Below are 24,336 nucleotides of genomic sequence, written 5' to 3'. Positions count from 1 at the left end.
CCCGGACCGGCGATTCAGGTCAGTGCGGCGCGCAGGCGGGCCTCGTCGACGCGCCAGAAGTCGTGCTGCCGGCCGTCGACGAAGGTCACCGGGATCTGCTCGCCGTAGGTCTCCATCAGCTCGGTGGAGCCGGTGATGTCCACCTCGTCGTAGGTGGTGCCGAACTCGGCGCAGACCCGCTCGATCACGGCCCTGGCGTCCTCGCACAGGTGGCAGCCGGGCTTGGCGTAGAGCGTCACGCGCGCGTTCACGGCCTCACTCCAACAGACCCAGTGCCCGGCGGCGCTCGGTCGCCCGCAGGCGGCCCTTCTGCACCTTCCCGGTCGGGGTGTAGGGGAGCTCTTCGACGACATGGATCCGCGAGGGCTGCTTGAACCCTGCGAGTCGCTCCTGGCAGTGGCGGCGTACGACGTCCTCGAGGTTGTCGCTGGCCCCGGCAGCGGTCGGCTTCACGTAGGCCACGACCGCCTCCCCGGTGATCGGGTGCTCGACGCCGATCACCGCCGCCTCCGCGACGTCCGGCAGCTCGCCGATCACGTCCTCCACCTCGCTGGGGTAGACGTTGAAGCCCGAGACGATGACCAACTCCTTGAGCCGGTCCACGAGGTAGAGGTCGCCGTCCTGGTCGAGGTAGCCGACGTCCCCCGTGGCCCACCAGCCGTCCGGGCCCGGGCCGTCGGCCCCGTCGGGCCAGTAGCCGGAGAACAGGTTGTCCCCGCGCACGTGGATCTCGCCGCCGTCCTCGTCGTGCGGCTCCCGACCGTCCTCGTCGACCAGCTTGATCTCGATGCCCGGCAGCGCGGCGCCGACCGATCGCGGTGAGCCGGGGTTCTTGCTGCACAACGTCGAGGTCACCACCGGCGCCGCCTCGGTGAGCCCGTAGCCCTGGTGGATCGCGACGCGGGTGCGGTCGGTGAACGCCGCGGTCAGCTCCGGGTCCAGCGGCGCCGAGCCGCTGAGCACCAGCCGCACGGGTCCGAGCCTGTCCTCGAGGCCCGGGACCTGCATCCAGTACGCGAACACGGGCGGGGCGACGGGGACCACGGAGATCGCCTCGTCCTCGATGATGTCCAGGGAGCCCTCCGGCTCGAACCCGTCCACCAGGACCAGGCGCGCCTTCTGGTGCAGCGCCTGTCCCAGCACTGCGTTGAGGCCGTAGACGTGGAACAGGGGCAGCACCCCGAGCACCACGTCACGACCGGTGATCATCGGTGGGTCGACCCGGGCCACCTGCTCGACGTTCGCGAGCAGCGCCCGGTGGGAGAGCATCGCGGCTCGTGGCCGGCCGGAGGTCCCGCTGGTGTAGAGGAGCACGGCCAGGCTCTCCGGGTCGGCCCGTCCGGGCATCGGCCGGCCCCGGGTGGCGGTGAGCTGGTCCCAGCCGCGTTCGCCCGGCTCCAGGGTGGTCCCCACGGTGACGATCCGCGGTCGCGCCGCGGCCTCGTAGCCGGCGGCCTCCATCGCCTCTCCCAGACCGCCCGCCGCCTCGCGCACCGAGGAGATCGTCGACGGGTCGGCGATCACCATCCGGGTGCCGGAGTCGGCCAGCATCCGGATCAGCTCACCGGTGGCGCTGCGCGGGTTGACGGGTACGACGACCATCCCGGCGCGCAGCGCGCCGAGGTAGGCGGCCACGAACTCGATCCGGTTCCCGGTCGCGACCATCACCCGGTAGCCGGCCACCATGCCTGCGTCCGAGAGACCCTGCACGACCCGGTCGACGAGCTCGTCGAGGGCGCTGCAGGTGATCGTGCGCCCCGTCGCCGCCTCGCACAGGATCGTCTTGTTCGGCTCCTCGAGGGCCGCACGGCTCAACAGCTCCGCGACGTTGGAGTCCATCGGGTGAGTCTCGCACATCCACGCCTGCCGCCCACGCCCTACTCTGGTCGCGTGACCCCTCCCCCGCCGCATGCCATGCCGGGTCGCAGGACGCCGTCACGCCCGCCCAACCTCAAGCGCCGCTCACAGCTCGCCGGCGAGGCCGCTGCGGCCATCGCAGAGGTGGAGAGCGCGCTCAGCGTGGAGAACGACGACACCTCCGCCGCCTTCTTCGACGTCGACAACACCGTGATGCAGGGCGCCTCGATCTTCCACCTCGCCCGGGGCCTGCACCGCCGCGAGTTCTTCACCACCAGGGACATCCTCGGTGCGGCCTGGAAGCAGGCCTACTTCCGCATCGTCGGGGTCGAGGACCCCGAGCACGTCGCGGACGCACGCGCCTCGGCGCTCTCCTTCATCGCCGGCCACACCGTGGCCGAGCTCGAGCAGCTCGGCGAGGAGATCTTCGACGAGCGGATGGCCCACCGGATCTGGCCCGGGACCCGAGCCCTGGCCCAGCTCCACCTCGACCAGGGACAGCGCGTGTGGCTGGTGACGGCCGCCCCCATCGAGATCGCCACGATCATCGCCCGCCGCCTCGGACTCACCGGCGCCCTGGGGACAGTGGCCGAGCACGTGGACGGCGTCTACACCGGCGAGCTCGTCGGGGAGATGCTGCACGGCTCCGCCAAGGCGGTCGCGGTCAAGGAGCTGGCCGAGCGGTTCGGCCTGGACCTGGCGCGCTGCTCGGCGTACTCCGACTCCTACAACGACCTGCCCATGCTCAACGTGGTCGGGGACCCCTGCGCCATCAACCCCGACGCCCACCTGCGTGAGTACGCCCGCGAGCACGGCTGGCGGATCCGCGACTACCGCACCGGCCGCAAGGCCGCCCGTGCCGGCGTGTTCACCGCCGCCCTCGCCGGGGCCGTGGCCGGGACCGTGGCCGCCGGCGCCGCCATCCGGCGGAAGATCACCTGACCTGCGACATCGCGTCATCGCAGGGCGTGGAACTGGTCGTTGAATCTGTTCACAAGCGCGCTACTGGCGCGTAGCATCGGGCTGGCTCGGAGGGAGCCGACGAGGTCGGTGCGGTGGCTATGGGTATGGACATTCAGGAGCTGGAGCGCGGTCTTGACGCGCTGCGGCACGCCCTGGCGCAGGTGCTGCCGCACCTCGCCACCGGCTTCCCGGTCCCGGCCCATGCCACCCTGTCCGGGCCGTCGGGTCCCGACGTGGCGCGCTCCGCGCCGTGGCTGCTGACCCAGACCAGCGAGCGCTCGGGTCAGACCGCTCCCCAGCCCCGGTCGGGACGGCACGACGACGACTCCGAGCTGGCCACCTCCTCGGTCCAGGACGAGGCCGAGGGCACTCGCCTGATCGCCCTGGTCGAGCTCGCCCGCCAGGGTGACTCGGAGGCCTTCGGGCAGCTCTACGACCACTACCACGTCAGCGTCTACCGCTTCCTCTACTACCGCGTCGGGTCGGTGACGCTGGCCGAGGACCTCACCGGGGAGACGTTCTTCCGGGCGCTGCGCTCGATGAGCACCTTCCGCTGGCAGGGCAAGGACTTCGGCGCCTGGCTGATGACCATCGCCCGCAACCTGGCCACCGACCACTTCAAGGCCGGACGCACGCGGCTGGAGAGCACCACCGAGGACATGAGCACCCTCGACACCACCACCGACGGGCCGGAGGGGGCGGTGCTCGCGTCCCTGACCAACGAGGCGCTGCTGGCGGCGCTCGCCGAGCTGCCCACCGAGCAGCGCGAGTGCCTGGTGATGCGGTTCCTGCAGGGTCTCTCCATCGCCGAGACGGCCGAGGTGCTGGGCCGCAGCGCGGGTGCGGTCAAGCAGCTCCAGCTGCGCGGCGTACGCAATCTGGGACGGCTGCTGCCCGAGGGGATCCGGTAATGTCTCACCCCACGGGATACCTCGAGCGCACCATAACCTCCGCGTTTCACGCCTCGTTGAGAGCGATGTCAACGCGCACGCCGTCGGACCGCACCCCGGCCCGTCGGCCCCGCACGAATCTCCACAGCTCAGGAACGAAGCCATGACACCCCTCTTCCCCGCCCAGCGCGCGGCCGAGGAGTTCGACCAAGTCCTCGGAGGAACGGCCACCCACGCCGTCGCCGATCGCTACGCCGAGCTGCTCGACACGGTCGTCCTGCTGCGCGAGCAGCCGGAGCTGACCCCCCGAACCGACTTCGCCGCCGAGCTCCGCTCACGGCTGATGGCTGCCGCCGAGACCGACCTGGTTCCCGCGCCCCCCGTCCTACGCCCGGCCCCGGCCGCACCCTCCGCCGCCCGCCGCCGGATCAGCACCCTGGCGGCCTCCCTGGTCATCGTCGGCGGCACCGCCGGCATGGCCGCGGCTGCCAACGGCTCGGTGCCCGGCGAGACTCTCTATCCGGTGAAACGCGGGATCGAGACGGCCAGCACCGCGGTCCGGTTCAGCGAGGCCGCCAAGGGCCGCGCCCTGCTGGACCAGGCGGCCACCCGGCTCGACGAGGTGGCGGCCCTGCAGCGGGCTTCCCGTCCCGACACCACCCTGATCACCACCACCGTCGACTCCTTCCGCAGGAGTGCCGACGCCGGCTCGGACAACCTGTTCAAGGCCTACCAGGCCACCGGCGAGCCGGCCGACATCTCCGCGGTCCGCACCTTCACCACCGCCCAGATGGGGGAGCTCGCCGCGCTCTCGGACGCCCCGACGAGCTCGGTCCTGGTGGACGCGGCGGACACCCTCGCCGACATCGACCAGCAGGCGCGGGTGCTGTGCAAGTCCTGCGGTCCCGAGCAGCCCCTCGTCCCTCCCGGCAGCCTCAGTGCCGGCGCGGGAGCCGCCACCGTCGAGGACCTGCTCGCACGGCCGGCGAGCCGGGTCCAGGCCGAGTTCGACGCAGCGGAGGCCGAGCGGATCAGGCTGCTGACCAAGAAGGCCGAGGAGGGCGCCGGCAAGGTGCCCGAGCAGGTCAACCCCCTGGTCCCCGTCCCGACCCCGGGCGGCGGCACCGGGCAGGCGCCCGCGCCGGAGGCCGGCCAGCCGGGAACCGAGGACGGCTCCCTGGGCACCAGCAAGGTCGTCCCCCGGGATCAGCCGCTGATCACGACCACCACCACGACGGTCGTCAAGGACCTCGTCTCCGGGGTCACCGGGACGCTCAGCGGGGTGACGGGGACGCTGCTTCCGAACACGCCCGTCTCGGACGGCGTCAAGAAGCTCACCGACGCGCTCGACAAGACCGTGGAGAGCCTGCTCCCCCGGACCAGGTGAGCCTGCACCACTGATCGACACCACCGCCCGGACGGGTCGGTGGTCGAGTCACGTCCGCACCCTCCCGCGGAGGGTGGGCGTCAGGAGAAGACCGACTTGCGCTTCATCAGCAGCGAGTAGAGCGTCTGCTGGATCGACTCGCGGACCTGGTCGGTGACGTTGAAGACCAGCATCGGGTCCTCGGCGGCGCCCGCGTCGTACTCGTCGGTGCGGATCGGCTCCCCGAACTCGATCAGCCACTTCGAGGGCAGCGGGACCAGCCCGAGCGGACCGAGCAGCGGGAACAGCGGGGTGATCGGCAGGTAGGGCAGGCCGAGCAGCCGGGCGAGCGAGGACACGTTGCCCACCAGGGGGTAGATCTCCTCCGCGCCCACGACCGAGACCGGGATGATCGGTACGCCGGTGCGGATCGCGGCGGACACGAAGCCGCCGCGACCGAAGCGCTGGAGCTTGTAGCGCTCGCTGAACGGCTTGCCGATCCCCTTGAACCCCTCGGGCCAGACCCCCACGAGCTCGCCGTCGCGCAGCATCCGCTCCGCGTCCTCGTTGCAGGCGAGGGTGGCGCCGCCCTTGCGGGCCAGGTCCCCGATCACGGGCAGCCTGAAGATCAGGTCGGCGCCGAGCGGGCGCAGGAAGCGGCCGGTGTGGTCACGGATGCTGACCGCGGTCATCAGGCCGTCGAGCGGGATCGTCCCGGAGTGGTTGGACACCACCAGGGCGCCCCCCTCGGCGGGGATGTTCTCGGCGCCGAGCACCTCGATGCGGAACCACTTGCGCGCCAGCGGCCGGAACGCGGCCAGCAGGAGCTGCTCGGTGATCTCCTCGTCGAAGCCGAAGTTGTCGACCGTGAAGTCACCGGTGACCCGACGGCGCAGGAAGGCGAGGAACTCGGCCAGCCGGGGCTCCCAGTTCGCGCCGAAGACCTCCTTGGACGCCGAGGTCAGCGCCGCGAGCCACTCCACGGGCGGGATGCCCGGCGTGGGGTGACGGTGGTCGGCAGTGACCGGCGGCCGGGTGGGCAGCACAGTCGGCTGCGCCGGGCCGGCATCGCCCGAGGCACCCCCGGAGTCCCCTCCCGGGGGCTCGTCGGTCGTGCCGGAGTTTTCGCCCACGCGTGCGTCCGGAGTGGCGGCCGTGGGCAACGGCGAGGCGGCGCCGTTGGCCCTGCGTCCGTTGGTGGCCCCGTTGGCCCTGCGGCCGTTGCTGGCGCCGTTGGTGGTGCCGTCAACCGACGACGAGGCCGACCTCGCGGCGCTCCCGGGGGCGTCCGTCGTGTGGTCGCCCGTTGCCTGGTCGGCCGTGGTCTGGTCGCCCGTCGCCTGGTCGGCCGTGGTCTGGTCGGCCGGGGTGTCCCTCGACTGGGCGCGCTTGCTCCCGTCCCTCTTCGGCTGGTCCTTCGCCGGGGACCTGGGTGCCAGGCTCCGGCTGTTGGCGGACGGCCTCTCCTCGCCGGTGCCCCTGCCGGGCTTGCCCCGGGTCCCGATCGGAATGATCTCTGCGTCACCCACGAGGCTGCCCCCCTGAGGTCAGGGCGCTGACCAGCGCCGTCTCCGCGGCCCGGACCCGGGCCGGTGCGAGGATGCCGGGCGCCAACGACGCGGCGAAGTCCTCGAACGCCTCCGTCGTGCTGAACGAGGGCTCGAACCCGAACATCGTGCGCATCCTGGTGGTGTCCAGCCCTCGGCCGTAGGTCAGGAAGGCCACCTGCTCGGAGGAGAAGTCGGCCACGCGGTTCGTGCGGATGGCCGACCCGAAGGCGGGCAACGCGAAGCCCGGCAACGAGATCGAGGGGCGACCGAGGCGGCGTACCGCCTGGGTCAGGGTGAGCATGCCGTCACCGCTGATGTTGAAGGTGCCGCTCACGTCGCTGCGGGTGGCGTGCTCGAGAGCGGCCAGCGCGTCCAGCTCGTGCAGGAACTGCAGCCTGGGGTTGAACCCGAGCACCGTCGGGATCACCGGCAGCCGGAAGTAGCCCGTCATCGCCGAGGTGATCTCGGGGCCGATGACGTTGGCCAGGCGCAGCGTGGTGACAGCCACGTCGGGACGACGCCTCGCGAAGCCCCGGGTGTAGGACTCGACCTCGTTGACGTCCTTGGCGAAGCCACCGCCCGGCAACCGCTTGGCGGTCATGTTCTCGGTGAACATCGCCGGGTCCCGGTGCGAGGCACCGTAGAAGGCCGCGCTGGACTTCAGCACGAGCTTGCGGACGTCGGGCGACTGCTGGCACGCGGCCAGCAGCTGCATCGTCCCGATGACGTTGAGCTCCTTGGTGGAGTTGCTCCCAGCCGCGGCAGCGGTCGCTGCCACGCTGGTGTGCACCACGGTGTCCACCCGCTCGCGCACGATGACCTTGGCGATCACCGGGTTGCGGATGTCGGCGCGGACGAAGTCAGCACCGCCGAGGTCGCCCCTAGGCGGCACGACGTCGACGCCGATGACGCGTTCGACGTCCGGCGATCCTGACAGCTGCGCCGCGAAGCGACGCCCAAGATCGCCGGCTACGCCGGTGACGAGGACAACCTGGCCCATGGGACTCCCGGTCGGCCTACTTGCCGAGACGGCGGCGCTGTACGCGCGTCTTCTTCAGCAGCTTGCGGTGCTTCTTCTTCGCCATACGCTTGCGGCGCTTCTTGATGACTGAACCCACGTCTGACCCATCCGTATAAGAGAGAGGGACCCGGCAGGGTCCGTCCGAAGGCCACAGCCTATAGGTCCGGCGCAACGCTGCCGAATCGGGCTGAATGCTCTCGCGAAGTGGTCACCCAAGGGGTGGGCACGGGACGTGTCCCGCGACCCCTATCCGGCGTCGAAGAAGCTGCTCTTCAGGTAGTCGTTGACGTCCTCTTCGCTGACCCGGAACGAGCGGCCGACGCGTACGGCGGGCAGTTCTCCGTTGTGGACCAGTCGGTAGACCGTCATCTTGGAGACGCGCATCACCGCAGCCACCTCGGCGACGGTCAGGAACTTCACCTCGGAGATGTCGTTCGTGGGCATTGCGCACCGCTCTTTCTCTCGCACGCCCCACGGCTTCCCCGCCGCAGACCCTTCGTGCGTCTGTGGGTGAAGAATAGGGGTCATTGGGGCGCATGTGCCAGAGAATCTCCAAAGTGAAAGATGTGGCTCCGGCGTGTCTACTTGCCAAGCCTACTCAGCGACCCCTCAGAAGTGGGGGTCCAGGCCGTGGTGGGGGAAGGCCTCGGCGCGCGTCGCCTGCACCGCACGGTCCAGCCAGGTGTCCGGGTCATAGCCCTGGGACCAGTCCCTGAAGGCCGCGTCCCGACCGTCGGTCATCCGCGAGGGACCGCGTACGCCGAGCCGCTCACGGATCTCCTCGCGCCACGACTCCGGGGTGTCCCTGGCTGCCTCCAACGGGGTGCCGGAGACCACGGCGAGCAGGTGGGTCCACGCGCGCGGGACCACGTCCACGACCGAGTAGCCACCGCCGCCGAGGGCCACCCAGCGCCCGGACGCGACCTCGTGCGCCAGGTCGTGCAGCGCGAGGTAGCTGGCCCGTTGGCCGTCGACGCTGAGCGAGAGGTGGGCGAGCGGGTCGTCGCGGTGGCTGTCGCAGCCCTGCTGGGTGACCAGCACGTCGGGTGCGAACTCGCGCAGCAGCGGCGGGACCACGGCATGGAACGCACGCAGCCAGCCCGCGTCGCCGGTGCCGGGCGGCAGCGCCACGTTCACCGCCGACCCGGGGGCCTGCGGGCCACCGGAGTCCGCCGGGAACCCGGTGCCGGGGAAGAGCATCTGGCCGGTCTCGTGCAGCGAGATGGTCAGCACGCGGGGGTCGTCGTAGAAGATCCGCTCCACGCCGTCCCCGTGGTGCACGTCCACGTCGACGTAGGCCACCCGCTCGGCCCCGTTGGCCAGCAGCCACCGGATCGCGATCGCGACGTCGTTGTAGACGCAGAAGCCGCTCGCCCGGTCGGGCATCGCGTGGTGCAGGCCGCCGGCGATGTTCGCCGCGTGGTCCACCTGGCCGGTCCACACCTGCCGCGCCGCCTCCAGGGTGGCCCCGACGACGTGACGCGCCGCTGCGTGCATGTTGCGGAAGGTGGGGTTGTCGTCGCTGCCGAGGCCGAAGGCGGCATTCGTGCGCGTGGGGTCCTCGCTGGAGGCCATCACGGCCTCGATCAGCGCCGGGTCGTGCACGGTGACCAGGTCGTCCTCGGTGGCGTCGGGCGCCAGCACCCGCGGCAGCGCCTTGAGTACGCCGAGCTGCTCGGCCAGCGAGACGGTGAGGTCGACGCGCACCGGATTCATCGGGTGGGTGGGACCGAAGTCGTAGGAGGTGAGCGACTCGTCGTACACCACGCAGGCGCGGCAGCTCGGCTCTTCCATGCCGCGGACGCTACTCCTTCTCGGCGCTCTCGCGCCTCTTGGCCACGACCACACCTTCGGCTTCGGCGACCACCTCGAACTCGCCGCTGTCGACCAGCTGGGCGAACCCCTTCCACGCGGGCGTCGGGAGCACCGGCCACCCCCGGTCGAAGGCCACCCACTCGACGCCGTCAAACTCGGAGGCAGGCAGTGGCGGTCCGTCGGGGCTCAGGGTGTCCCCGATCAGGTAGAGCTCGGTGCGCAACGCGATCCGCCCACCGAGATCGTCCGAGGCCGCGACCCGGCTGCCGGACGGGATCTCGTCGAGGACCCGGTCGATCGCCGCGGTGCGTGGCTGGTCGCGCCAGAAGTCGCGGTTCCAGGCCTGGGAGAGCGCCTGCTGCGGGACGAGCAGCAACGTCGCGGCCACGGCGAGGCCGAGGACCAGGTTGCGCAGCCGGGGGCGCAGCAGCCGCGCGCCCTCGATCATCGCGGCGACGGCCACGGGGACGAGGATGGCGTCGTAGTGGAACCACGGCTCCCAGTAGGTCTGCCGGTCCGAGACGAACCGCCACCCGAAGGTGGGCAGTGCGACCAGCAGCAGCATCGGCGCCCGCAGCGCCAGCAGCCCGGTCGGCAGCAGCAGGAACAGCACCGTCCGCAGCTTCGCCTGCCACCCTTCCGCCAGCGTGCGCAGGGCCTCCACGGGACCGCCCGGGGCGTACTGCTCGGCGAACCCTGCGGCGTCGCCGTTCACGGCGGGCAGCAACCACCAGTGCAGCAGTGCGAACGCCCCGGCCCCGATCACCGTCGTCACCGCACCGAGGCGGCGTGACCCGCGCAGGAACACCACGGCTCCGAGCGCCGCGACCGACAGGCCGAGGTCCTCCTTGACCAGGATCAGCGGCAGCGCCCACAGCACCGCCGCACGGTGGTCCGAGCGCAGCATCGCCGCCATGCTCAGCGCCATCAGCGGCACCCCGAGCGCGACCTCGTGGAAGTCGAAGCCGATCAGCGCCGCGAGACCCGGCGAGAGTCCGTAGCTGATGGCGACCGCCCACGCGATCCAGCCCCGCCCTGCGGCGCGCATCAACGGCACCACCCCTGCCGCCACCGCCAGCGCCTGGACCCCCAGGATGGTCAGCGGCGACGGGACGAGCAGCACCAGGGGGGCCAGCAACGCCAGGAGGGGGCTGAAGTGCAGGGTCGCCGTCGTGCTGTCGGTCACCTGCAGCTCGGGCAGCCGTCCCTGGGCGTAGTCGCGCACCACCGACTCGAAGAACCCGAGGTCGAAGATGTAGGAGTCCATCCGGTGGTACTGCTGGAACGAGACCGCCGCGTAGAGGACCGAGAGCAGCACGAACACCAGGCCCGCCTGCCAGAACGGCAGGGGTCGCGCTTCGGGTTCGAGGGCCTGCTGCGCTGTGGTCGGGCCCAGGTCACTCATCGCTGGCGGCAAGAGCGACCGAGCGGTCGCGCGCAGCCTCCATGGCCTCGATGAACGCCGAACGCACCTTGTGGTTCTCCAGCTGGCGGATCGCGGCGGCGGTGGTGCCTCCGGGTGAGGTGACCCGCTCGCGGAGCACGGTCGGGTGCTCGCCGGTCTCGCGCAGCAGCTTCGCCGAGCCGACCACGGTCTGCACGACCAGCTCGGTGGCGGTGCTGCGCGGCAGCCCGAGGTGTACGCCGGCCTCGATCATCGACTCGACGACGAAGAACAGGTAGGCCGGCCCGGAACCGGAGATCGCGGTCACCGCGTCCTGCTGCTTCTCCGGGACCCGCATCACGCGGCCGGTGACCGAGAGCATCCGCTCGGCCATCGCGAGGTGCTCCTCGGTGCAGTGCCTGCCGCCGGAGATGGCGGCCATCCCCTCGTCGACCAGCGCCGGCGTGTTCGGCATCACCCTGATCACGGCGATGCCGTCCGGGATGTGCCGCTCGATGTAGCTCGTGGTGATGCCGGCGGCAAGGCTGATCAGGACCTGCCCCGGGCGCAGGTGCGGGCCGATCTCGGTGAGCACGTCGTCCATGTCCTGCGGCTTGACCACGAGGGCCACGGTGTCGGCGCGGGAGGCGGCCTCGGTGTTGGCGACCACGTCGACCCCGTGCCGTTCCCGGAGCTCGGCGGCCCGATCCGGTCGCTTCTCACCGACCATCAGGTCGGCGGGCTCGTGCCCGCCCTTGAGCAGACCGGAGAGCAGGGCCTCGCCCATGACGCCGGCACCGATGATCGCGAAGGTCATGAAGGAAGCGCCCTACTTCTGGGAGACGAGTGAACGCAGGAAGAATGTCAGGTTCTGGGGCCGCTCGGCGAGTCGGCGCATCAGGTAGCCGTACCACTCCTGGCCGTAGGGGAGGTAGACCCGCACCTTCTCGCCGGTGTCCGCGAGCCGGCGCTGCTCGTCGCCACGGACCCCGTAGAGCATCTGGAACTCGTAGGTGCCCGGCATCCGTCCGTGCCGGGTGGCCAGCGCGGCCGCGATCTTGACCAACCGCGGGTCGTGGGTGGCCACCATCGGGTAGCCCTCCCCCGCCATCAGGATCTTCAGGCAGCGCACGTAGGACTTGTCGACGTCGTGGCGATCCTGGTAGGCGACGTCCTCGGGCTCCTTGTAGGCGCCCTTGCACAGCCGGACCCGGCTGCCCTCGTGCGCCAGCGCCCGGCAGTCCTGCTCGGTGCGGTAGAGGTAGGCCTGGAGCACGGCGCCGGTCTCGGGGAAGTCCTTGCGCAGCTCGTGCAGCACCTCGAGCGTGCTGCTGGTCGTGGTGTGGTCCTCCATGTCGAGGGTCACCGTGGTGCCGGCGTTGCGGGCGGCACGGCAGATCCGGCGTGCGTTCTCCACGGCGAGCTTGGGACCCACCTCGGGCAGCGCCTGCCCGATCGCAGAGAGCTTCACGCTCACCTCGGCGTCGCGGGCCAGGCCCGCTGCGGCCAGCCCTTCGAGCAGGTCGAGGTAGGCCAGCACCGTGCTCTCGGCCTGCCCCTGGTCCAGGGTGTCCTCGCCGAGGAAGTCGAGGGTGACGTGCAGGCCGTCCTCGATCAGGGCGTTGGTCGCCTCCACGGCCTGCGCGGTCTGCTCGCCGGGCACGAAGCGGTTCACGACGCCGCTGCTGACGGGCAGCCGGGTGGCGATCTCCTTGACCTGGTGGCTCCGGGCCAGCATCAGCAGGACGTGTCGCAGCAAGGGGATCCTCCGTACGTGTGGCTCCCGGCCACGGTACAGCCGACCCCGGACTCAGTCCGACTGTCGACGCAGGGTGAGAGCCCCGAGGGCGAGTGCCACCACGGCGTACGCCGCGACCAGCGCGACGTCGCGCCAGGCATCGCCCGTCTCGGTGCTCGACGCCACCGTCTGCATCGCCTCCACCCCGTAGGACAGCGGCAGCACGTCCGAGATCACCTCGAGGACCCGCGGCAGGTCCTCTCGCGGCAGGAACAGGCCGCACACCAGGATCTGCGGGATCACCACGGCCGGCATGAACTGCACGGCCTGGAACTCCGTGCGGGCGAACGCCGAGACGAGCAGGCCCAGGGCGGTGCCGAGCACCGCGTCCACGACCGCGACCACCATCAGCATCCACACCGGGCCGGCGACGTCGAGGCCCAGCAACCAGACGCAGACCCCGACGGCCAGCGCGGACTGGAGCGCGGCGAGGATGCCGAAGGCGATCGCGTAGCCGAGCAGGAAGTCGAGCTTGCCCATCGGCATCGCGAGCAGGCGCTCCAGGGTGCCCGAGGTGCGTTCGCGCAGCGTGGTCACCGAGGTGACCAGGAACATGATGGTGAACGGCACCAGGGCCAGGAGCGCGGGGCCCAGCCGCGAGAACCCGTCGCCGGGAACGGCCTCGAACATCCACCAGAGCAGGGCCATCAGCGCGCACGGGAGAACCAGGAGCATGGCCAGGGTCCGGTGATCGCGGCGGAGCTGGGTCAGTACCCGCGTCGCGACCGCCCCCGTGACCCGCGGGCTCAGCACGCTCATGACGCCTCGGCCTCGACGAGGGCCAGGAACGCGTCCTCGATGCTCTGTGACCGCGTGCGCTCCAGCAGCCCACTGGGGGTGTCGTCCGCGATCAGCCGACCGGCCCGCATCAGCAGCAGCCGGTCGCACCGCGAGGCCTCGTCCATCACGTGGCTGGAGACCAGCACCGCCGTCCCGGCGGCGGCGAGCTGCCGGAAGGTCCCCCACAGCTCCACCCGCAGCACGGGGTCGAGGCCGACGGTCGGCTCGTCGAGGACCAGCAGCGGCGGCTCCCCGAGCAGGGCCACGGCGAGCGAGACCCGGGAGCGCTGGCCGCCGGAGAGGTGGGCCACGACGCGGTCCCGGTGGCTCTCGAGCGCGACGATCCCGATGCACTCGGCGACCCGGTCGGCGCCCACGCCGAGCACCCGCGCGAAGAACCGCAGGTTCTCGGTGACGGTGAGGTCGTCGTACACGCTGGGCTGCTGGGTCACGTAGCCGATCCGGTCGCGCAGCGAGGCCGACCCTGCCGGGGTCCCGAGCACCTCCACCGAGCCGCCCGCGATGCGCTGCACGCCCACCAGGGTGCGCATCAGGGTGGTCTTGCCGCACCCCGACGGCCCGAGGAGGCCGGTGACCTCCCCCGGGCCGACCTCGAAGTCGAGCTCGTGCAGCACCTCCCGCCCGCCGCGGCGCACGGACAGCTCGCGGACGGCAGCCGCGTTTTTCATCATCCGTTGAATTAAGCACGGGCGCCGGACCCAGTCAAGGGGCTTCCGGTCCGTAACGGCTCAGGAGAGGCTCAGGGCAGTGGATCCGCGAGGTAGCGCTGCAGGGTGGGGCCGTAGATCGCCACCAGCTCGCCGGTGCCCATCGAGGCCAGCGGCTCCACCTCGAGGACGTAGCGCAGCATCACCAGCCCGACCAGCTGGCTGGCCACCAGCGGCAGCCGACGCTCGGGCTCCTCGAGACCCAGCGCCGGCCCGAGCGGGCCCAGCACCAGCGAGAGCAGGCTGTCGCGGAGCACCTGGCGTCCGGTCGGCTCGAAGACGCCGCGCACCACGCCGAGCAGCGAGACCCGCGCGGCATCGTCGTCCCAGACCGAGAGGAACACCCGCAGCAACCGGTCCCCGGCGCCCTCGAGGCCGCCCTCGAGAACGGGCTTGAGGGCGACCCGCGGGACCACCGGCAGCTCCAGCGCCGCGACGAACAGGTCGTCCTTGGTGCCGAAGTAGTGGTGCACCAGGGACGGGTCGACGCCTGCCTCCGCGGCGATCGCACGGAGCGAGGTGCTCCCGAGGCCGCGTGCGGCGAACAGGGTCCTGGCAGCGGCGAGGATCTCGGCCCTGGTGTCGGGCGCACCGGGCCGCCTGCCCCGGGTCGTCCGGGTGCCGGCGTGGTCTCCGGGCTCGCTGGGGCTCACCCGCGCAGTCTTCCACCGTCGGGAGGAGCCGCCGTCACCCGGCGAACGTGGTCCGCGTCTGGATCTCGCCCACCTCGAGCGGAACGGGCGGGCTGGGCGGGGAGGTCAGTGCCACCGTCTGGGGTCCCTGGCCCGGCAGCACGAAGGTGAGGTCGTAGCTGGTGCTGGTGCTGATCGCGTACTCGCCGCCCCGGGTGTAGGCGTGCTCCACCGCTCCCGGAGCCCCCACCTCGGCGTTCGCGACGCCGTTGCCGGTCGCGGTGGTGCTGTCCCCGAAGTCCCAGGTGGTGCCGGTGGGGACCCAGCGCAGCGGGATGGTCACCCCGAGCAGGGTGAGCGAGGTGTCCACGGTGGGCGCGTCGGTCCAGTAGTTGTTGGGGATGTTCACGGCCGATCGCGTACCGGGCTCCACGTGCGGCGGGCTGGTCGGCGCGACGGCCGACGCGGCGGCCACGACCATCGCCGTCGTGATCTGCGGCGGACCCGGGGGCTCCTCGGTGGCCGGTGCCGCCGGGTCGCAGGGAGTCGCCTCGGCGTACTGGGCGTTCCAGCCGTCCCCACCCCAGGTGCTGCCGCAGGCGTCCACGGCACCGGGCATCCAGGAGAGGTCGGCGTTCGGGTTCTTCGGGAAGGCGTCCGCATAGGTGCCGTAGGGACCGGCGGGAGGGTAGGGCGAGGGAGCCGACACGGATTCGTTGGTGCTGGCGGAGGTGCTGGGCGTGGTCGTGGCGGGAGTCGAGGGGGTCTGGGTGTGAGTGGTCTGGGTCCCGGTGAGGGCTATCGAGCTGGGACTCGTGGTTCCGGCGTCGAACTCGGTCCTGTCCTTGTCTCCCGCATGCGCGGTGCCGGCGACGCCCAGCAGCACGGCCAGGACAGCACTCGTGACCACCCCTCGAGCCCTGCGCCTCATGCGATCAGCTCCCCCCAGAGCTCCACGACGATTTTCTGGGGACTGCATTCCCGCACAGGACGAATGTCAAACCAGAATCGCGTCAACTCTTCCGCTTGTAGATGAAGTCCAGGACCCGCCAGGTCGACTGCTTCTCGACCCACCACAGGTCGACCCAGTAGCTGTAGGGAGCTGGGGTGCCTGTTCGTCGGACCTTGCCGCTGGCCTCGACGTTGCTCACCGCGGGGTACACGAACGAGCCGGTGACTCGCACCCCACCGTTCAGCGGAACCGCGCGGAACTTGCCGAGCTCGAGGGGGTCGCTGAGCTGCCAGATGCCATCGCTCTTCAGTCCGTCGACCTGCTTGGCCAGCGCGACACAGTTGGAGCAGCCTGTCTGGTCGAACGCCTCGGCACTGACCACGCGGGAGTCGCGGGTCTCGATGGCGTACTGCACCAGCAGCGCGAAGTAGCGGCCGTACTCCATCGCGCTCTCGGGCGTCTTCGCCAGCTTCTGGGGCTTGGTCGGCTCGACGGCGTCCACCCCCGCAGGCGCCGTGGGACTTGGTGTGGCCGTTGGTTTCGGGGCGCTCTTGGGCGACTCCTCCCCGCAGCCGGCGAGCGTCACAGCCGCGACCAGGACCATTCCGCACACGGCGAGACGTTTCGACATGCCGGGACCATATCGGCCACGGCAGCGATTGGGCGGTCACCGCGAGAACGGTTCGGGAATCGTGACGCTACGTGGCCGCGGCTGCGAAGTGCAGCCGGCTGAAGGCGAGCGCCTCGATCAGGTCGCGCTCCCGGTCCTCACGGTTGCCGGCGCGACGGGTGTTGATCTCGGCCACGATGTGGCCGGTGAACCCCTGCCCGGCGAGGGTCTCGAGGAAGGCACCGCAGGGCTGGGCGCCGCGGCCCGGCACCAGGTGCTCGTCCTTCGAGGAGCCGCTGCCGTCGGTCATGTGGACGTGGCGGAGCCGCGAACCGAGCCGCTGCGCCATCGCGATCGGGTCCGACTGCGCCGTCGCCGCGTGGGAGAGGTCGATGGTGGTGTTCGCGTAGGACTCCTCCGAGGGGTCCCAGCCCGGCTGGTAGACCTTCAGCTCGCGCCGCGAGGTGGCCCGCCACGGATACATGTTCTCCACGGCGAACGCGATGCCGGTACGGCGCTCGAGGTCGGCGATCCCGTCGACGAACCCGCTGGCGTACTCGCGCTGCCACCGGAACGGCGGGTGCACGACCACCACGTCGGCCCCCAGCGCCTCGGCCATCTCGGCGCTCCGCTCGAGCTTGGCCCAGGAGTCGGTGCCCCACACGCGCTGGGTGATCAGCAGGCACGGGGCATGCACGGCGCACACCGGCATCTGGTGGTAGTCGCGCAGCGCCCGGACCTTGTCGATGCTCTGGCTGACCACGTCGATGCCGACCATCACCTCGACGGCGTCGTAGCCCAGCTTGTCGGCGTACTCGAAGGCGTGGCTGGTGCTCTCGGGGTAGACCGAGGCCGTGGAGAGCGCGAACACAGGGGCCACGACGCGAATCAGCCGATCGCGCTGAGCTGGTCGAGACGGTCCAGGATGACGCCTTCCCGCAGCGCCCACGGACAGATCTCCAGCTCCTCGAGATCGAAGATGTCCATCACCGCGGACGCGACCAGCGCGCCGGCGACCACCTGGTGCGCCCGGCCGGTCGAGACGCCCGGCAGCCCGGCGATGTCCTCGCGGCTCATCTCCAGCAGCTTGGGGACCCATGCCTCGAGGTCGCTGGCGCGGAGGATCCGGCGTACGAGCGGCCCCTCGCCCGAGGGCGCCGCCCCGCAGATCCGGGCCAGCGAGCGGAACGTCTTCGACGTGGCGACCGCGTGGTCGGGGGCCCCTCCGCGCAGCAGCATGCCCGCGTCGTGGGCCACGGAGGTCCGGATGTGCCGGCGCAACCGGGCCAGCGACTCCTCGTCGGGGGCCCCGTCGGTGAAGTGCTCCCGGGAGAGGCGTCCGGCCCCGAGCGGCACCGACCACGCGACGTCCGGCGCCTCGTCCTCGCCCGCCGCGACCTCGAGCGAGCCGCCGCCGATGTCGAAGACGGCCAGTCGCCCGGAGGACCAGCCGAACCAGCGGCGTACGGCGAGGAAGGTCAACCGGGCCTCGTCGGCGCCGGGGAGGACCTGGATCTGCGCCCCCGTGCGCTCCTGCACGTGCGCGAGCACCTCGTCGGAGTTCTCAGCGTCGCGGACCGCGGAGGTGGCGAAGGCGAAGACCTCCTCGCAGCCCTTGTCCTCGGCCAGGCGCAGCGCGTCCGCGACGAACTTCGTCAGCGCGTCCACCCCACGCTGGGTCACCGAGCCGTTCTCGAGGTGCTCGGCGAGCCGGAGCGGCTCCTTGTAGGAGGAGGCGGGCATCGGCGCCGCCCCGCGGTAGGCGTCGACAACCAGCAGGTGCCCCGTGTTGGAGCCGATGTCGAGCACACCGAGTCGCATGTAGCGAGGCTACCCGGCTCCCCGTCGCCCCGGAGGCGGCTAAGGTCGAGACGTGCCTGAGGTCGACCCTGTCTTTCCCCGAGCCTGGATCGAGTTCCAGGACCCGACCGACGCCGACCAGGTCTTCCGCTGCGACCTGACCTGGCTCACCTCGAGCTGGACCTGCATCTTCGGCAACGGCTGCGCCGGCATCTACGCCGACGCCCCCGAGTCCGGTTGCTGCACCCTGGGTGCCCACTTCTCGGACAAGGACGACGAGAACCGGGTCGCCGAGTGGGTCGAGCGCCTCGACGACACCATCTGGCAGCGCCGCCCGGAGGCCCTGGGCAGGCGTGGCCAGGTGAAGCGCTCGGGGTGGGTGACCACCGACGACGACGGCGACCGCAAGACCCGGGTCTCCGGTGGCGCCTGCATCTTCCACAACACCCGCGGGTTCGAGGGCGGCTACGGCTGCGCCCTGCACCGCCTCGCGCAGGACGAGGGCGTGCACTTCGTCGAGACCAAGCCGGACGTGTGCTGGCAGCTGCCGCTGCGGCGCTCGTTCCGCAACGTCGACCGTCCCGACGACACCACCTACCTCGAGATCAGCATCGGCGAGTACGACCGCAGCGGCTGGGGTCCCGGCGGCCACGACCTGGACTGGTACTGCTCGAGCAACACCGAGGCGCACGTGGGCCTCGAGCCGGTCTACGTCTCCAGCGCCACCGAGCTGATCGCGATGATGGGGCAGGCGGCGTACGACGTCCTCGCCGCGCGCTGCGAGGCCCACCTGCGCTCGCGTTCGGCGCTCGCGCTGCATCCGGCCTCACCGCCTCCGCACCGCTGAATCGGTGCGTGACCTCGGATAACACCCGACCCCCCGGTGTTCCGTGACGATCGGGTACAGGTCAGAATCAACTATGCGTCTGGACCACATCGTCTTCGCCGCCGGACCCGGTGGCCTCGCCGGTACGACGGAGCGACTCTCCGCCCTGCTCGGCGAGCAGTTCTTCAGCGGCGGCATCCACCCCCGCTTCGGGACCCGGAACTCGATCCTGCCCCTGACCCAAGGGGTCTACTTCGAGGTCGTGGAGGTGCTCGACCACCCGGCATCGGACAAGGCGCCGTTCGGCCAGGCCGTGCGTGCCCGCTCCGAGCTCGGCGGAGGCTGGCTGGGCTGGGTCGTCGCGGTCGACGACATCGCTCCCCTCGAGAGCCGGCTCGGACGCGAGGCCGTCAACGGCAACCGGCACCGCCCCGACGGCACCGAGCTGCTCTGGAAGCAGCTGGGCGTCAAGGGGCTGCAGGCCGACCCGCAGCTGCCGTTCTTCATCGAGTGGAACATCGACCCCGCCAACCACCCCAGTGTCGGCGCGACCGGTGACGTCTCCCTGGAGTGCCTGGAGATCGCGGGAGACCCCGACCGGGTCTCGGAGTGGCTCGGGCAGTCCGTCTACGAGCCGCTCGAGGCGGTCAAGGTCGACTGGGTCGCCCCCAACGGCACGCCCGGCATCGTCGCCGCGCAGTTCCAGACCCCCAACGGGCTGATCCGCATCTGACCTGCCACCCGGCGGTCGAGCAGCACGTGGACGGTCCAGGGCCCGAGCTGGCTCCGGGCGCGATCCCGAGCCCGAACATCTGGGCGCACCCGGGCCTCTACGAGCTGGAGAACCGCGCGGTGGACCGCGACGGCTCCCTCACCGAGATGGTGACGAGGCTGGCCCCGTGGGCGGGCCGTGACGTCCTCGACGTCGGCTGCGGCACCGGCTTCCACCTGCCCCTGTTCGCCGCCACCGCGCGCTCGGTCACCGGTGTGGAGCCGCACGGAGGCCTGGCCGCGGTCGCACGGCGCCGTACCCGCCGGCTGCCGAACGTCGACGTGCTCCCGGGATCGGCCGCCGCGCTGCCCTTGCCCGACGACTCCGTGGACGTGGCGCACGCCCGCTGGGCCTACTTCTTCGGCCCCGGCTGCGAACCCGGGCTACGCGAGCTCGAGCGCGTGCTGCGCCCCGGCGGCCGCGCCGTGGTGATCGACACCGACGCCTCCCGCTCCACGTTCGGGCAGTGGTTCCGGCGCGGCTACCCCGACATCGACCCCGTCCGGGTGGAGCGGTTCTGGGTCGAGCAGGGCTGGGAACGGCACCCGGTGGTCATGGAGCTGGCCTTCGAGACCCGCGAGGAGCTCGAGTCCGTGATCGGCATCGAGCTCCCCACCGAGGTCGCCGCACAGGCCCTGGCCGGGCACGAGGGCACCTCGGTGGACTACGCGGTCAACGTGTGGAGCCGCGGGTACTGAGCCGTGCGGCGGGTCGGGTCCGGTCAGCGGGCTGACCCCACAAATGTTGGGTCGTGACGTCCGGATCGGCCTTCTCGACGCCCCGATCCCACATTTGTGGGGTCGGGGCGACCTCAGCGAGCCGGCCGTCCTCCCCCCGTCAGTCCGTGCGCCGGCTGGAGCGGCGTACGACGAGAGCGGGCTGGAGCATCCGGCCACGGTCGCCGATGGGCTTGTGCGCCAACACGAGGTGCAGGATGCGGACGAGCTCGACGGCCACCTGCTCCAGGGGCTGACGTACGGAGGTGAGGCCGGGCCAGGTCACCTGGGCGGCCAGCGAGTCGTCGAAGCCCACGACCCCGATGTCGGTGCCCGGACGGAGGCCACGCTCGGCGCATGCGTGGAGCACGCCGATGCCGAGCGTGTCGCTCGCGCAGGCGAACCCGGTGATCGAGGGGTCCTGCATCAGGCCGTGGGTCGCCATCCGCGCCGCATCCACGTTGTCGCTCAGGTGTACGCCGAGCCCGGCGGTGTCGAGCCCGGCGGCGCGCATCGCCCGCTCCCAGCCGCTGCGGCGGTCCTGGCCGATCCTTGAGCTGCGCTCCCAGCCCAGCCAGGCGATCCGGCGGTGCCCCTGGGCGATCAGGTGCTCGGTGGCGATCTGGGCGCCGTGCGCGCCGTCCACGTCGACCCAGGCGTGGTCGGCGTCCGGCTCGTCCCAGGGGCGGCCGAAGGCGACGAACGGAGCCCCACGCTCCTGGAGGAACGCAGACTGCGGCGTGCCGGCGTAGGTGTCGGTGACCACGAAGGCGTCCACCGCGGTGGATCGCAGGAGGTCGTCGTACCCGTCGAGCGGGTCGGTGGGGCTCCCGGAGAACAGCAGCACGTGGTGCCCGGTGCGTGAGGAGGCCTCCACCAGGCTGTGCAGGAAGCGGTCCATCAGCGCGTTGCTGGTGCCCTCCTGCGCCTGCTCGAAGCGCAGGCCGATCAGGTGCGAGGAACGGGTGCGCAGCTGGCGGGCGGCCCGGTTGGGCGAGTACCCGAGCCGCTCGATCACCTGCTGCACCCGCTCGAGGGTCTCGGGCCGCAGCAGGTCCGGGTTGTTCAGCGCGTTCGAGACGGTCTGGCGCGAGACGCCGGCCTCGTCGGCCACCGTGGCCAGGGTGGGAGGCACCTGGTGGCGGCCCCGGCTCGCCTCCCGGGCCCCGTCACGGTTGGGGTCCCGACTGGAGTCCCGGTTGAGGTCTGGCCGACTCACCGACTGGCTCATGTCTGTCCCCCGGTTTCTGGATCGTTCAAATCCTAGACTGGACCATACGCGCGAGCACGTCGTACGCGGTATCTGTCGGTGGGCTCGCCTAGCGTTCGGGGCATGGCTCAGAACAGCGGACGCACCTCCCCCAAGCCCCCTCGCGCGACCTACCACTGCACCGACTGCGGCTGGGAGGCGATGAAGTGGGTGGGCCGCTGCTCGGAGTGCCAGGCGTGGGGCACGGTCGTGGAGAAGTCAGCCCCGAAGAGCCGGGTGCAGGCCGGACCCGTCACCGCGCCGGCACGCCCAATCGGCGAGGTGCCGATCGAGGACTCGATGGCGCGCACCAGCGGCGTGCCCGAGCTCGACCGGGTGCTCGGCGGCGGGATGGTGCCGGGCGCCGCGATCCTGCTCGCCGGCGAGCCCGGTGTCGGCAAGTCCACGCTCCTGCTCGAGGTGGCCTCCCAGATGGCCCGCCAGCGACAGCGCGTGCTCTACGTGACCGGCGAGGAGTCGGCCGCCCAGGTGCGGATGCGCGGTGACCGCACCGGCGCGATCCAGGACGAGCTCTTCCTCGCCGCGGAGACCGACCTCGGTGCCGTGCTCGGCCACGTCGAGGCGGTCAAGCCCACCCTGCTGGTCGTCGACTCCGTGCAGACGATCAGCGCCGGTGACGTCGACGGTGTCCCCGGAGGCGTCTCCCAGGTCAAGGAGGTCTCGGCCGCGCTGATCCGGATGGCGAAGCTGCGCAACATCACCCTGGTGATCATCGGCCACGTGACCAAGGACGGCACGATCGCGGGCCCACGCGTGCTCGAGCACCTCGTCGACGTCGTGCTCCACTTCGAGGGCGAGCGCACGTCCAGGCTGCGGATGGTCCGCGCGGTGAAGAACAGGTTCGGCCCTGTCGACGAGGTGGGCTGCTTCGACCTCTCCGCGGAGGGCATCGTGGCGATCACCGATCCCACGGGGCTGTTCCTCGACGCGATGCGCGGCCCCGTGCCCGGCACCTGCGTCGCGGTCGCCCTCGAGGGACGCCGGCCGCTGCTCAGCGAGGTGCAGGCGCTGGTCACCCACACGGCCTCGGAGCGCCCACGGCGTACGACGTCGGGAGTCGACTCCTCGCGGGTGGCGATGATCCTGGCGGTCCTGCAGCAGCACGCCGGGGTGCGGCTGCACAACCACGACGTGTTCGTCTCCAGCGTGGGCGGCGCCAGGCTGACCGAGCCGAGCAACGACCTGGCCATCGCCCTGGCGATCACCTCCGCCTCGCGCGGCAAGCCGCTGGGACGCAACGTGGCCGCGATCGGTGAGCTGGGCCTCTCCGGCGAGCTGCGCCGGGTGCGCGACGTCGGGGTGCGACTCGCCGAGGCGGGGCGGATGGGCTTCCGTTCCGCGATCGTCCCGGCCGTCAGCTCCGACACGGCCGGGAACAGCCGGATCCTGGACGGGATGCGGGTCGTGGACGTCGACAACATCGCGCGGGCGCTCACCCTGCTCGGCCTCGGCTCGGGCGACACCGTATCGGGCGATTCACGCTCGCAACTGCCCTAGACTTTCGCCGTGGCTCCTCCCGAACGGCTCGACGACGCCGCCCGACTGCGCGAGACCCTTGCCCGGATCGCGCCCGGAACCTCCTTCCGCGACGGGCTCGAGCGCATCCTGAGGGGCCGTACCGGCGCCCTGATCGTGGTCGGGCACGACAAGGACGTCGAGGGGATCGTCACCGGCGGGTTCAACCTCGACGTCCCGTTCACCGCGACCGCACTTCGTGAGCTGGCCAAGATGGACGGCGCCATCGTGCTGGACCGCGACATCTCGCGGATCTACCGCGCCAACGTGCACCTGATGCCCGACCACACCATCCACTCCGAGGAGACCGGCACCCGGCACCGCACCGCCGACCGGGTGGCCAAGCAAACGGGCGCGCCGGTGATCTCGGTGTCGCAGTCCATGCAGATCATTGCGATCTACGTCGGCGCGATCCGCTACGTCCTCGAGGACTCCGGGAGCATCCTGGCCCGTGCCAACCAGGCGCTGGCGACCCTGGAGCGCTACAAGGTGCGGCTCGACGAGGTCTCCAGCACCCTGTCCGCGCTGGAGATCGAGGACCTGGTCACCGTCCGCGACGTCGCCGTGGTGGCCCAGCGGCTGGAGATGGTCAGCCGGATCGCCCGCGAGATCGACGACTACGTCAACGAGCTCGGCACCGACGGGCGGCTGCTCTCGCTCCAGCTCGAGGAGCTGGTCACCGGCGTCGAGGCGGAGCGTGGGCTCGTGGTCCGCGACTACCAGGCCGGTGGACGCCGCACCCAGCCCGCCGAGGAGATCCTCGCCGAGCTGGAGGCCCTGCTGCCCACCGAGCTCGTCGACATCGCCGCCGTCGCGAAGGCGCTCGGCCTCGGCCAGGGCACCCACCTCGACGGCGCCGTGACCCCCCGGGGTCACCGGCTGCTGGCCAAGGTCCCCCGGCTCCCGATCACGGTGGTGGACCGGCTCGTGGAGCACTTCGAGACCCTGCAGAAGCTGCTCTCCGCCACGGTCGAGGACCTGCAGATGGTCGAGGGCGTGGGCGAGCTGCGCGCCCGCAGCGTGCGTGAGGGCCTCTCCCGGCTGGCGGAGTCCAGCATCCTGGAACGCTACGTCTGAGGCGTGCCCCGGCT

General features: G+C 71.4%; 26 protein-coding genes. 8 read left to right on the top strand and 18 right to left on the bottom strand.

The annotated features are described in order from the left end of the window. Positions 1-14: 14 nt before the first annotated feature. Together AC4BGC_RS00695 and AC4BGC_RS00690 are read right to left on the bottom strand one after the other, a co-directional pair. Positions 15-251 carry a glutaredoxin family protein gene (locus tag AC4BGC_RS00695; protein ID WP_490553938.1) on the bottom strand — a complete coding sequence of 79 codons (237 nt, stop codon included), beginning with the start codon at positions 249-251 and terminating at the stop codon, positions 15-17. Between the two features lie 4 nt (positions 252-255). Then, positions 256-1,839 carry a class I adenylate-forming enzyme family protein gene (locus tag AC4BGC_RS00690; protein ID WP_490553937.1) on the bottom strand — a complete coding sequence of 528 codons (1,584 nt, stop codon included), beginning with the start codon at positions 1,837-1,839 and terminating at the stop codon, positions 256-258. Positions 1,840-1,890: 51 nt separating this feature from the next. On the opposite strand from AC4BGC_RS00690, the gene AC4BGC_RS00685 reads away from it, so the two are divergent. The 3 genes from AC4BGC_RS00685 to AC4BGC_RS00675 all read left to right on the top strand — a co-directional run bounded on the left by AC4BGC_RS00685 (position 1,891) and on the right by AC4BGC_RS00675 (position 5,097). Beyond that, a complete protein-coding gene (locus tag AC4BGC_RS00685; protein ID WP_490553936.1) occupies positions 1,891-2,799 on the top strand; it encodes an HAD family hydrolase in 909 nt (302 codons plus the stop codon). Positions 2,800-2,924: 125 nt separating this feature from the next. Next, positions 2,925-3,731, top strand: coding sequence for a sigma-70 family RNA polymerase sigma factor (locus AC4BGC_RS00680; protein ID WP_490553935.1), 807 nt, complete (start codon positions 2,925-2,927; stop codon positions 3,729-3,731). 142 nt (positions 3,732-3,873) lie between these two features. Then, positions 3,874-5,097 carry a DUF5667 domain-containing protein gene (locus tag AC4BGC_RS00675; RefSeq protein WP_490553934.1) on the top strand — a complete coding sequence of 408 codons (1,224 nt, stop codon included), beginning with the start codon at positions 3,874-3,876 and terminating at the stop codon, positions 5,095-5,097. 80 nt (positions 5,098-5,177) lie between these two features. Here AC4BGC_RS00675 and AC4BGC_RS00670 read toward each other — a convergent pair whose 3' ends face one another. From AC4BGC_RS00670 to AC4BGC_RS00600, 15 genes are all read right to left on the bottom strand, one after another. Beyond that, a complete protein-coding gene (locus tag AC4BGC_RS00670; protein WP_490553933.1) occupies positions 5,178-6,605 on the bottom strand; it encodes a lysophospholipid acyltransferase family protein in 1,428 nt (475 codons plus the stop codon). Beyond that, positions 6,598-7,626 (bottom strand): NAD-dependent epimerase/dehydratase family protein, encoded by a 1,029-nt coding sequence (locus tag AC4BGC_RS00665; protein ID WP_490546665.1) that lies wholly within the window; start codon positions 7,624-7,626, stop codon positions 6,598-6,600. Before AC4BGC_RS00665 ends, AC4BGC_RS00670 begins: the two co-directional genes overlap by 8 nt. A gap of 16 nt (positions 7,627-7,642) precedes the next feature. Continuing rightward, complete coding sequence (locus AC4BGC_RS00660) at positions 7,643-7,744, bottom strand: 30S ribosomal protein bS22 (protein ID WP_081683056.1); 102 nt, start codon at positions 7,742-7,744, stop codon at positions 7,643-7,645. Between the two features lie 149 nt (positions 7,745-7,893). After that, positions 7,894-8,091, bottom strand: coding sequence for a helix-turn-helix domain-containing protein (locus tag AC4BGC_RS00655; RefSeq protein ID WP_490546666.1), 198 nt, complete (start codon positions 8,089-8,091; stop codon positions 7,894-7,896). A 165-nt stretch (positions 8,092-8,256) separates the two neighbouring features. Further along, entirely contained in the window at positions 8,257-9,441 is a 1,185-nt protein-coding gene (locus AC4BGC_RS00650; protein ID WP_490546667.1) for an acetoin utilization protein AcuC, read from the bottom strand. 10 nt (positions 9,442-9,451) lie between these two features. Continuing rightward, positions 9,452-10,867: a DUF2079 domain-containing protein gene (locus AC4BGC_RS00645; RefSeq protein WP_490553932.1), complete on the bottom strand. Its 1,416-nt coding sequence runs from the start codon at positions 10,865-10,867 to the stop codon at positions 9,452-9,454. Beyond that, positions 10,860-11,663 (bottom strand): pyrroline-5-carboxylate reductase, encoded by an 804-nt coding sequence (gene proC, locus AC4BGC_RS00640; RefSeq protein WP_490553931.1) that lies wholly within the window; start codon positions 11,661-11,663, stop codon positions 10,860-10,862. The genes AC4BGC_RS00645 and proC overlap by 8 nt, the downstream gene beginning before the upstream one ends. A 12-nt stretch (positions 11,664-11,675) precedes the next feature. After that, positions 11,676-12,605 carry a proline dehydrogenase family protein gene (locus tag AC4BGC_RS00635; protein WP_490546670.1) on the bottom strand — a complete coding sequence of 310 codons (930 nt, stop codon included), beginning with the start codon at positions 12,603-12,605 and terminating at the stop codon, positions 11,676-11,678. A 51-nt stretch (positions 12,606-12,656) separates the two neighbouring features. Continuing rightward, positions 12,657-13,403 carry an ABC transporter permease gene (locus tag AC4BGC_RS00630; RefSeq protein WP_490553930.1) on the bottom strand — a complete coding sequence of 249 codons (747 nt, stop codon included), beginning with the start codon at positions 13,401-13,403 and terminating at the stop codon, positions 12,657-12,659. Continuing rightward, positions 13,400-14,116 (bottom strand): heme ABC exporter ATP-binding protein CcmA, encoded by a 717-nt coding sequence (ccmA, locus tag AC4BGC_RS00625; protein WP_490553929.1) that lies wholly within the window; start codon positions 14,114-14,116, stop codon positions 13,400-13,402. Before ccmA ends, AC4BGC_RS00630 begins: the two co-directional genes overlap by 4 nt. Before the next feature lie 68 nt (positions 14,117-14,184). Beyond that, positions 14,185-14,805 (bottom strand): TetR/AcrR family transcriptional regulator, encoded by a 621-nt coding sequence (locus tag AC4BGC_RS00620; protein ID WP_490553928.1) that lies wholly within the window; start codon positions 14,803-14,805, stop codon positions 14,185-14,187. Positions 14,806-14,839: 34 nt separating this feature from the next. Further along, positions 14,840-15,694: a hypothetical protein gene (locus AC4BGC_RS00615; protein WP_490553927.1), complete on the bottom strand. Its 855-nt coding sequence runs from the start codon at positions 15,692-15,694 to the stop codon at positions 14,840-14,842. A 103-nt stretch (positions 15,695-15,797) separates the two neighbouring features. Further along, a complete protein-coding gene (locus AC4BGC_RS00610; RefSeq protein WP_490553926.1) occupies positions 15,798-16,367 on the bottom strand; it encodes a hypothetical protein in 570 nt (189 codons plus the stop codon). Positions 16,368-16,434: 67 nt separating this feature from the next. Beyond that, on the bottom strand, positions 16,435-17,226 hold the full coding sequence (locus AC4BGC_RS00605) for a sugar phosphate isomerase/epimerase family protein (protein ID WP_490546676.1): 792 nt from the start codon (positions 17,224-17,226) through the stop codon (positions 16,435-16,437). 8 nt (positions 17,227-17,234) lie between these two features. Beyond that, on the bottom strand, positions 17,235-18,167 hold the full coding sequence (locus AC4BGC_RS00600) for a Ppx/GppA family phosphatase (protein ID WP_490546677.1): 933 nt from the start codon (positions 18,165-18,167) through the stop codon (positions 17,235-17,237). A 52-nt stretch (positions 18,168-18,219) separates the two neighbouring features. Between AC4BGC_RS00600 and AC4BGC_RS00595 the strand changes: the two genes are divergently transcribed. The 3 genes from AC4BGC_RS00595 (at position 18,220) to AC4BGC_RS00585 (ending at position 20,442) form a co-directional block, all read left to right on the top strand. After that, positions 18,220-18,993 (top strand): DUF3109 family protein, encoded by a 774-nt coding sequence (locus tag AC4BGC_RS00595; RefSeq protein ID WP_490553925.1) that lies wholly within the window; start codon positions 18,220-18,222, stop codon positions 18,991-18,993. Positions 18,994-19,066: 73 nt separating this feature from the next. Then, entirely contained in the window at positions 19,067-19,705 is a 639-nt protein-coding gene (locus AC4BGC_RS00590) for a VOC family protein (RefSeq protein WP_490546679.1), read from the top strand. A gap of 26 nt (positions 19,706-19,731) precedes the next feature. Beyond that, the gene (locus AC4BGC_RS00585; RefSeq protein ID WP_490553924.1) at positions 19,732-20,442 is read left to right on the top strand and encodes a class I SAM-dependent methyltransferase; all 711 of its coding nucleotides are present in this window, start codon (positions 19,732-19,734) and stop codon (positions 20,440-20,442) included. A gap of 139 nt (positions 20,443-20,581) precedes the next feature. On the opposite strand, the gene AC4BGC_RS00580 is transcribed toward AC4BGC_RS00585, so the two are convergent. Then, entirely contained in the window at positions 20,582-21,679 is a 1,098-nt protein-coding gene (locus AC4BGC_RS00580) for a LacI family DNA-binding transcriptional regulator (RefSeq protein ID WP_490553923.1), read from the bottom strand. A 114-nt stretch (positions 21,680-21,793) separates the two neighbouring features. Here AC4BGC_RS00580 and radA point away from each other — a divergent pair, with 114 nt between their 5' ends. Together radA and disA are read left to right on the top strand one after the other, a co-directional pair. Continuing rightward, entirely contained in the window at positions 21,794-23,227 is a 1,434-nt protein-coding gene (gene radA, locus AC4BGC_RS00575; RefSeq protein ID WP_490553922.1) for a DNA repair protein RadA, read from the top strand. Between the two features lie 9 nt (positions 23,228-23,236). Then, complete coding sequence (gene disA / locus AC4BGC_RS00570) at positions 23,237-24,322, top strand: DNA integrity scanning diadenylate cyclase DisA (protein WP_490546683.1); 1,086 nt, start codon at positions 23,237-23,239, stop codon at positions 24,320-24,322. Positions 24,323-24,336 lie beyond the last annotated feature (14 nt).

The sequence above is a fragment of the Nocardioides sp. Z38_18 genome (assembly GCF_058215695.1).
The sequence above is the reverse complement of the archived record's forward strand: the minus strand, read 5'-3'. Positions and strand labels throughout refer to the sequence as shown.

Coding starts and splice junctions, on each gene's coding strand:
- AC4BGC_RS00690 (WP_490553937.1), bottom strand. CDS start 1,839: ATGGACTCCAACGTCGCGGAGCTGTTGAGCCGTGCGGCCCTCGAGGAG.
- AC4BGC_RS00680 (WP_490553935.1), top strand. CDS start 2,925: ATGGACATTCAGGAGCTGGAGCGCGGTCTTGACGCGCTGCGGCACGCC.
- AC4BGC_RS00675 (WP_490553934.1), top strand. CDS start 3,874: ATGACACCCCTCTTCCCCGCCCAGCGCGCGGCCGAGGAGTTCGACCAA.
- AC4BGC_RS00665 (WP_490546665.1), bottom strand. CDS start 7,626: ATGGGCCAGGTTGTCCTCGTCACCGGCGTAGCCGGCGATCTTGGGCGT.
- AC4BGC_RS00655 (WP_490546666.1), bottom strand. CDS start 8,091: ATGCCCACGAACGACATCTCCGAGGTGAAGTTCCTGACCGTCGCCGAG.
- AC4BGC_RS00650 (WP_490546667.1), bottom strand. CDS start 9,441: ATGGAAGAGCCGAGCTGCCGCGCCTGCGTGGTGTACGACGAGTCGCTC.
- AC4BGC_RS00645 (WP_490553932.1), bottom strand. CDS start 10,867: ATGAGTGACCTGGGCCCGACCACAGCGCAGCAGGCCCTCGAACCCGAA.
- proC (WP_490553931.1), bottom strand. CDS start 11,663: ATGACCTTCGCGATCATCGGTGCCGGCGTCATGGGCGAGGCCCTGCTC.
- AC4BGC_RS00630 (WP_490553930.1), bottom strand. CDS start 13,403: ATGAGCGTGCTGAGCCCGCGGGTCACGGGGGCGGTCGCGACGCGGGTA.
- ccmA (WP_490553929.1), bottom strand. CDS start 14,116: ATGATGAAAAACGCGGCTGCCGTCCGCGAGCTGTCCGTGCGCCGCGGC.
- AC4BGC_RS00610 (WP_490553926.1), bottom strand. CDS start 16,367: ATGTCGAAACGTCTCGCCGTGTGCGGAATGGTCCTGGTCGCGGCTGTG.
- AC4BGC_RS00600 (WP_490546677.1), bottom strand. CDS start 18,167: ATGCGACTCGGTGTGCTCGACATCGGCTCCAACACGGGGCACCTGCTG.
- AC4BGC_RS00590 (WP_490546679.1), top strand. CDS start 19,067: ATGCGTCTGGACCACATCGTCTTCGCCGCCGGACCCGGTGGCCTCGCC.
- radA (WP_490553922.1), top strand. CDS start 21,794: ATGGCTCAGAACAGCGGACGCACCTCCCCCAAGCCCCCTCGCGCGACC.